Consider the following 2,338-nt stretch of genomic DNA (forward strand, 5'->3'; position numbering starts at 1 on the left):
ATATCTTTGTTGTAGAACATTATACCGCCTAAGGTGATATCCCTTATCATAGCGTAAATCTTTCCATCCCATTCACAGAGTTCTGGATTGTAGTAATAATTTTTGAAGTTGATATCTTTTTTAGCCCAGTCAGTTATATCTTTAAAGACGCCCTTAGAGGCAAGATCAATAAAGTAGGCTCCACTTATTAGCATCACATCTGGTGCATTTCCAGCTGCAATTCGGTTTTGTAGTTGTTGCCAATAAGCTCCCCAGGCAGCAGATTCTAAATTAACAAATATTTTATTTTGGGACTGATTAAAGGCGTCAACGATTTTTCTCTCTACTTCAATTTCCCTTATATCTCCCCATCTCATGTAAGTAATTTGGATTTTGCTCTGTCCAAGAGCTGAAAGAGACAATAGGATTAAACTAATTAGTGAAATAAATAAAAATTTTCTCATAGAAACACCTCCCTATTATTTTAGTCCTGCTTGGAGCATAATACCCTCAATAATATACTTTTGAGTAAGTAGGAATAGGAACAATATAGGAAGTACTGCAATGGTAGATCCAGCCATAATATAGTTCCAATATCCAAAACTTTGTCCTTGAAGGAAGGACAAGCCAGCAGTAATAGTCATTTTATTTATATCGTTTAGATAGATTAGGGGACCAAGAAAGTAGTTCCATTGATTTATAAAAGTTAGAAGAGCTACTGTTACAGTTACAGGCAAAGATAAGGGGACATATATCCTATAAAAAATTTGCCAAAAAGAAGCTCCATCAATTCTTGCAGATTCAAAGTAGGAATTAGGAACACTTCTGTAGAATTGTCTTAAAAGAAAGATCATGTATGGTGCACCTGTAAAGGTAGGTACCCATAATGGCTTTAAAGTATTGATCCATCCCAAGTACCTAAAAAGAATGTATTGGGGAATCATGGTAACGTGAAATGGAACCATCATTGTGAGAAGCAATATGGAAAACCAAAAACCTTTACCTTTAAAGTTCATCATTGCAAAGGCAAAAGCAACAATAGATGAAGATAATAGTACACCAATGGTAGAAACAATAGAGAGGAATAAAGAATTTTTAAGCCAAGCAATAACTGGTGCAATTTGAAATAACTCCTTATAATTTTCCCATCTTAGCTTTGAAGGAAAGAGGGTAGGTGGAAATTTAAAAATCTCCCCCCAATCTTTTAGAGATGTAAAGAACATCCATATGAAGGGAAGTAACATTAGAACACCTATACCAAATAGAATCAAGATTAAGATTAAATTATTTATTCCCTCTAATTTGGTTTTATTCATTTAATATTCCTCCCATTTATTGATAAAACACGTACTTCTTTTCTATCTTGAATTCGATATAAGTAACAAATCCTATTATTAGTGTTAAAATCCAGGCAATAGCTGAAGCTTTTCCTATTTTAAAATATTGGAAAGCATTTTGGAATAGGTAATATACTATGGTCAAACTGTGCTCATCTGGCCTTCCATTAGTAGCAATATAGGAAATATCAAATACTTGGAAAGACCATATAAAGGAAGTTACCAATACAAAGAAAGTAGTGGGAGATATTAAGGGAATAGTTATTTTAAAGAAGATTTGCCATTTATTAGCTCCATCTATCTCTGCAGCCTCATATATTTGGGGATCTATAGCTTGTAGCCCTGCCGTAAAAAGGACAATATTGTATCCTATTGCTCCCCAAACAGCAATAATTATTAAAGAAGGGATTATCCAATTCGGATCGCCGAGCCAATTAGGTCCTTGAATTGAGAAAAATTTTTTAAGTAGATAATTTATGATGCCTACTTGGGGATGCAGTAGCCATACCCACACTACTGTATTTGCGACGGCAGGAGTTACAGAAGGAATGAAATAGATAGATCTTAGTACAGAGAAAATACTCTTTGGCCTATTCATAAGGTAAGCGAAAAATAGGGATATTAAGGTTGAAATAGGAACCGAGAAGGAAAAGAGCAAAGTGTTTCTTAAAGATTTCCAAAAAAGTTCATCTTCCAACAAGGATAAGAAGTTATTAAATCCAATTAATTTAGGTGCACTTATAAGATCCCATTCTGAAAAACATAAGATAATGGAAAAAATTAGGGGACCAAGACCAAAGAATATTAATCCAAAAAGCCAAGGTGATAGGAAGATATATCCTATTAGGTTTTCTATAAATCTATAGCTCTTTTTTATCATAATAGTAACTCCTTTATTTTTCTAATTTTTTCCAAGCCTCTTGTAAGATTTTGTTAACTCTGTCTTCAGCGGTTTTAGCAGCCTTTTCAATATCAACCTTTCCTTGCCAAGCATAGCCGAGGGTAGTTTCAAGCATATTATT

3 protein-coding genes are annotated in these 2,338 nt (G+C 33.8%); all 3 read right to left on the reverse strand.

From position 1 onward, the window contains the following. Positions 1–443, reverse strand: a 443-nt coding sequence (locus ACP5QL_RS05245; RefSeq protein ID WP_428125864.1) for an extracellular solute-binding protein, incomplete at its 3' end; no start/stop codon positions are given. 15 nt (positions 444–458) lie between these two features. Next, on the reverse strand, positions 459–1,295 hold the full coding sequence (locus tag ACP5QL_RS05250) for a carbohydrate ABC transporter permease (RefSeq protein WP_428125866.1): 837 nt from the start codon (positions 1,293–1,295) through the stop codon (positions 459–461). A 16-nt stretch (positions 1,296–1,311) separates the two neighbouring features. Beyond that, positions 1,312–2,196, reverse strand: coding sequence for a carbohydrate ABC transporter permease (locus ACP5QL_RS05255; RefSeq protein ID WP_428125869.1), 885 nt, complete (start codon positions 2,194–2,196; stop codon positions 1,312–1,314). Positions 2,197–2,338: the final 142 nt, after the last annotated feature.

This window comes from Dictyoglomus sp., assembly GCF_049968615.1.
In the GTDB taxonomy this organism is placed as follows: domain Bacteria; phylum Dictyoglomota; class Dictyoglomia; order Dictyoglomales; family Dictyoglomaceae; genus Dictyoglomus; species Dictyoglomus turgidum.